Genomic DNA, 5,050 nt, shown 5'->3' with positions numbered 1-5,050 from the left:
TGGGAGATAGTCGCTATTGTTTCCCCATGGATGCCGGACACAAACACAAGTTATTGAATGGTCTGGATGATATTCAATTGACCCTGAAGCATGAAGGGGCTATTCGCGCTTATGAGGCAGCCCGTCGACAATCAGCGCCCTGGTTATTTCGGGATGGTATTTAAGGAGATTTCATCAATATGATTCAGGATGCAGCGATAGAAGATGAGGGCTTGCAGCCCATTCGTGCCGATGCCGTTATCATCGAAGGGAAAACTAAACGGGGCAAGCCCTGCAAGATCATTGACAATACCTGTCAGGTTCCCAGGCAGGAGTTGCAGGCGCTACTGGATGACCTGATCGAACAGGAACATTTCGGCCCTTCCGGTTTGAGCATGGCGGGAGGCAACAGCATTCGTATCGGGGCACCGCAATCTGCCCATGTGCAGCTTGGCAACGATATTTATCGCATGATTCTGGTGGATTACGAGGCGCGTATTGAAGTGTTTTGAGCCATGACGGCTCAGGGCATGAGTCGTTCAATCAACCAGGCATGACTGGCGTCATCAAGATGCCGATAGACAAATCGGTCATGCAGGCGATCACGACGGCCCTGCCAGAATTCAAAACGCTCGGGAATCAGCCGGTACCCTCTCCATGCCGGGTTGCGTGGGACGTTGTCCTCGGGATAGCGCTGCTGTAATTCGGCAACACGCGCTTCCAGATCAGCACGACTGGCGATGACCTGACTCTGGATGGACGCCGAAGCAGAATAACGGCTGCGGCTCGGGCGTTGTTGAAAATAGCTTTCGGCCGCTGCAGCATCCAGCAGTTCTACAGGGCCGTTGATGCGCACCTGACGATCATTTTCCGGCCAGTAGAATACCAGTGCTGCATGCGGGTTGGCGGCCAGTTCCTGACCCTTCTGGCTGCGCTGGTCGCTATACCAGCAGAGTCCCTGTTCATCAAAATGCTTGAGCAGAACATAGCGCGCATCAGGATGCCCGTCAGCATCAGCCGTAGCCAGCACCATGGCGGTTGCGTCAAAATTGCCCGCCTCTGTTGCTGCAGCTAGCCATGTTGCCAATTGCTGGAAGGGATTGCTGTCCAGTTCGTGTCGATGCAACTCCCCGTGGGTAAAATCCCGCCGGGTACTGCGATGGTCTATTTCACCTTCCATATGCATTTCTCTTTTGAGCAGAGCTCAGGCCTTTTTCTCAATGACGCCGTTTTCGCTACCGAAGAGCATCACATCGGCGCGCCGGTGGGCGAAAATGCCGTTGTCCAGCACGCCCGGAATCAGATTGATGGTGGCCTCCATTTTCACAGGATCAGAAAAATCCAGACCGGTGACATCAATGATGACATTGCCATTATCGGTGGTCACGCCATTGCGTAGGGTAGGGGTCCCACCCAGCTTGACCAGTTGTCGGGCGACAAAGCTGCGGGCAAAGGGGATGACTTCCACGGGTAGGGGAAATTTGCCGAGCATGGGTTTGTCTTTGCTGGCGTCGGCGATGCAGACGAACAGTCTGGCGGCGCTGGCCACAATTTTTTCCCGGGTCAGTGCCGCGCCGCCGCCTTTAATCAGCCGGAAATGCGGATCAGCCTCATCGGCACCGTCTACATAAACGGGAATGTCACCGGTGCTGTTGAGGTCCAGCACATTCAAGCCCTGGGCTTTCAGGCGATTTTCGGTGGCAATGCTGGAGGCGACATAGCCATCTACATGAATTTTTGCAGCACCCAGAGCGTCAATGAAAAAGTTGGTGGTCGAGCCTGTACCTACGCCGACCACCATCCCGGGCTGGATGTAGGAGAGGGCGGCTTCGGCCGCCATTTTTTTGAGAGCATCTGCATTCATTGCTGTTTTTCCTTGTTGGTCTGAAAAAGTAATCGTTGTATAAAAGCTTCCGTCAGTGCTGCTGCCGAGGCTGGATTCTGACCACTCAGAATTTGCGCATCATCGACCACATGGCTTTGCCAGGATTCCCCGACACTAACGAGGAATCCGGCATTTCTCAAGTGCTCCTCCAGAGTATAAGGCCAGCGGCCGGCCAGTGCAGTAGCGGCTTCTTCATCTGCACTGAAACAGGTGATCCGGTTTCCGGAAAAGGGCGGTTCGCTTTGATCGTGCGCAGTCGCCAATAAGGCAGCGCTCCCGTGGCATAAGGTCGCCAATACCTTGTGATGATCACGACAATGCTGGAGAAGGCGTGCAACATCGGCAGACTTTGCCAAATCCATTAGAGGACCATTCCCGCCCGGAATAAATAATCCCTGCATAAGATCCAGCTGCCCGGCCTGCGTACCTTGCAGGGAGACAGGATGCTCCAGTTCGGGTATGCAGGTGATCTGCTTCGCCAGTTCGCTGGCTTTTTGCGAGTCATGGTTGAGATTGGCAGGATCCAGACTTTCCGGATCTACTATGGGGATACTGCCGTCTAGCGTACCAATAGCCAAAGTCCAGCCAGATTTTTTCAGTAAATTCCACGGAACGACCAATTCTTCAGCCCAGAAGCCAGTGGGTATGCCGGTGCCATCCCGGAGTTGCAAAACCCGGGCGCTACTGAGCAGAAATAGAATATAGGGCTGCTGTTTCATGAGAAAAGTGTAACACAAAAGCCTGCTGAAACAATAAAAACATATGTAAGGTTAATCTTGTATTTTTATAATATACGACCGTAAATCAGGTTATTTAAAATATAAATAAAAATACAATAATATATTATTTTTAATATTTCCTTGTTGATCTATTCAAAATCTATATCAATACAAGAGAAGAAATTATAAGCGGAAAAATACAACATTAAACATTGAAGTAATGTTTTTTAATTTTAATTTTCACAATAACAAACTGATTATTATTGATTTTTTGTAATATAACAAAATAAGAGTATTATTATATTCGTAATAAAAAATTAAATATATTCATAGCACTAATGAGACTTTTATTAACCCAAAAATATTTGTGGGGATGTTCTATTGATTTGCAGGCTTCTCTGCACTACTTTTACACCCGAGATTCAAATTAGCATAAAAAGTATAAGTTTGTATTGTTTTCATCAAAAGCTGATTGGATAGTAACCGCTATCTTGTTTTATTGCGGATCATCTGTTGTCCGCCAGGGAGAAATACATAATGGATATTAAGTGGAGGAACTGGCTGAAAAAGGGATGGCGCGCTGCGGCGTTGGCTCCCATTTTGCTGCTGGGTGGATGCGCACATAACCCTTACTGGATATTTGATCCCAAGGGTATCATGGCCAAAACCAACCTGTTTTACATGATCGTGGATGTGGTGATCATGGGTGCGATTGTCGGACTGACGGCCTTGCTGGTGGTCTGGTTCATGTGGCGTTACCAGAAAGGCAAGAACCGGGGCAAGTATGATCCGCACTGGTCTCATTCCAACACCATTGAAGTGTTTGTCTGGGGTATTCCCATTATTGCCGTCGGATTTCTGTCCTACTTCGCCGTAAAAGGGACTTTCGAAATCAATCCTTATAACCCGACGGTAATCACCCACCATATGAAGCCCAATGGGGACCCGGTGGAAGTGGATGTCATTGCCACTGACTGGCAATGGTTATTTGTCTATCCGCAATATCACATGGCCGTAGCCAACGAGTTGGTCTTGCCGGTGCACACCCCGGTTTTCTTCCGCCTGACCTCCAGTGCCGTGACCACAACCTTTTTCATTCCCCAGCTGGTCGGCATGATTGACGTAATGCCCGGTATGCGCACCAAAAATGCTTTGTTAAGTAATCATGCAGGTGAATACCAGGGTATTGCTTCCGACTTTGCCGGCGCGGGTACTTCCTGGATGACCTTTAAAACCAAAATGGTCGATAAGGCCGACTTTTCGCAATGGGTACAAAAAGTACAGCAGGCCCCTGGCACTATGACCTACGCCAGCTTTAACCGTTTTGCCCAGCCCTACATCAATGTCAATCACCACGTGGTTTACTTCTCTTCAGTCGAACAGGGACTTTTTGATCATGTCATGACTGAAGTGATGCGTGGAAAAACCTGGCCACTCCCGCCGATGATGACGGAAAACATGGTCGACTACATGAAAAAGCAAGCCGCTGAACATCGCGATTAATCGGAGGATCATCACATGCTCGTAGATTTACCTGGGGGCTGGAGCCCTCTTCTGGGGCGTCTCGCCTGGTCGCAGATTCCCTATGCTAATCCGATTCTGGCACCGCTGTTTGTGGCGGTGGTCATCGGAGCCATTATCGTCCTTGGTCTGATTACCTACTACGGTAAATGGACTTATCTCTGGAAAGAATGGTTGACTACGGTTGATCATAAGAAGCTCGGTGTCATGTACATCATCATCGGTCTGGTGATGCTGTTCCGGGGCTTCATCGATGGTTTGATGATTCGTACCCAGCAGGTCTGGGCAGTGGGTCCGCATTCTTCCGGGGTGTTCGGATCCCTGCATGGTTATCTGACCCCCTTTCACTTTGGTCAGGTTTACAGTGCCCACGGTCTGATCATGATTTTGCTGGCAGCAACTCCCTTGCTGGTAGGTTTCATGAATATCATCGTGCCCATTCAAATCGGTGCGCGGGATATGGCCTACCCCTACCTGAATGCCCTGGGTTTATGGATTACGGCTGCGGCTGCGGCCTTAATCATGATTTCCCTGTTTGTGGGGGATTTTGCTCACAACGGCTGGTTTGAATACGCGCCGATTTTTGAAATGCAGTACAGCCCGGGCGTGGGTGTGGATTACTGGATCTGGACCCTGCAGTTGGTGGCTTTGGGTACGACCCTGGGTGGTATCAACATTCTCGCCACAATCATCAAAATGCGGGCGCCCGGCATGAGCTGGGGCAAGTTGCCGATTTTTGTGTGGGCCTCACTGTCGGCCAACGTCATTGCCCTGACTTCTTTCCCGGCATTGCAGGTGGCGCTGGGTCTGGTTGCCGCAGATCGGTATCTGGGTGCGCATTTCTTCACGGCCGGTATGGGCGGTAATTTGATGCTCTATACCAACCTGTTCTGGATCTGGGGTCACCCGGAAGTGTATTTCGTGATTTTGCCGGCTTTCGGCATGA

Annotated in this window: 6 protein-coding genes and 1 pseudogene; 4 read left to right on the top strand and 3 right to left on the bottom strand. The window is 50.1% G+C overall.

The annotated features are described in order from the left end of the window. Positions 1–164, top strand: a pseudogene (locus AC2VLY_RS01365) (3-isopropylmalate dehydratase small subunit); the annotation flags it as partial. Between the two features lie 15 nt (positions 165–179). Next, positions 180–491, top strand: coding sequence for a hypothetical protein (locus AC2VLY_RS01360; RefSeq protein ID WP_193650977.1), 312 nt, complete (start codon positions 180–182; stop codon positions 489–491). A gap of 11 nt (positions 492–502) precedes the next feature. Here AC2VLY_RS01360 and pdxH read toward each other — a convergent pair whose 3' ends face one another. From pdxH to AC2VLY_RS01345, 3 genes are read right to left on the bottom strand one after another with little or no spacing between them, the layout of a single operon-like run. Next, positions 503–1,159 carry a pyridoxamine 5'-phosphate oxidase gene (gene pdxH, locus AC2VLY_RS01355; protein ID WP_486921648.1) on the bottom strand — a complete coding sequence of 219 codons (657 nt, stop codon included), beginning with the start codon at positions 1,157–1,159 and terminating at the stop codon, positions 503–505. 24 nt (positions 1,160–1,183) lie between these two features. After that, positions 1,184–1,843 (bottom strand): ribose-5-phosphate isomerase RpiA, encoded by a 660-nt coding sequence (gene rpiA / locus AC2VLY_RS01350; RefSeq protein ID WP_486892041.1) that lies wholly within the window; start codon positions 1,841–1,843, stop codon positions 1,184–1,186. Continuing rightward, entirely contained in the window at positions 1,840–2,583 is a 744-nt protein-coding gene (locus AC2VLY_RS01345; RefSeq protein ID WP_486921647.1) for a type 1 glutamine amidotransferase domain-containing protein, read from the bottom strand. The genes rpiA and AC2VLY_RS01345 overlap by 4 nt, the downstream gene beginning before the upstream one ends. Before the next feature lie 537 nt (positions 2,584–3,120). On the opposite strand from AC2VLY_RS01345, the gene AC2VLY_RS01340 reads away from it, so the two are divergent. Both AC2VLY_RS01340 and AC2VLY_RS01335 read left to right on the top strand, forming a co-directional pair. Continuing rightward, positions 3,121–4,086, top strand: a complete 966-nt coding sequence (locus tag AC2VLY_RS01340) for a COX aromatic rich motif-containing protein (RefSeq protein ID WP_193650981.1) — start codon at positions 3,121–3,123, stop codon at positions 4,084–4,086. A gap of 15 nt (positions 4,087–4,101) precedes the next feature. Further along, a partial coding sequence (locus AC2VLY_RS01335) for a cbb3-type cytochrome c oxidase subunit I (RefSeq protein ID WP_486894281.1) occupies positions 4,102–5,050 on the top strand: 949 nt, incomplete at its 3' end.

It is taken from the genome of Acidithiobacillus sp. TH-A36, assembly GCF_057473445.1.
The sequence above is the reverse complement of the archived record's forward strand: the minus strand, read 5'-3'. Positions and strand labels throughout refer to the sequence as shown.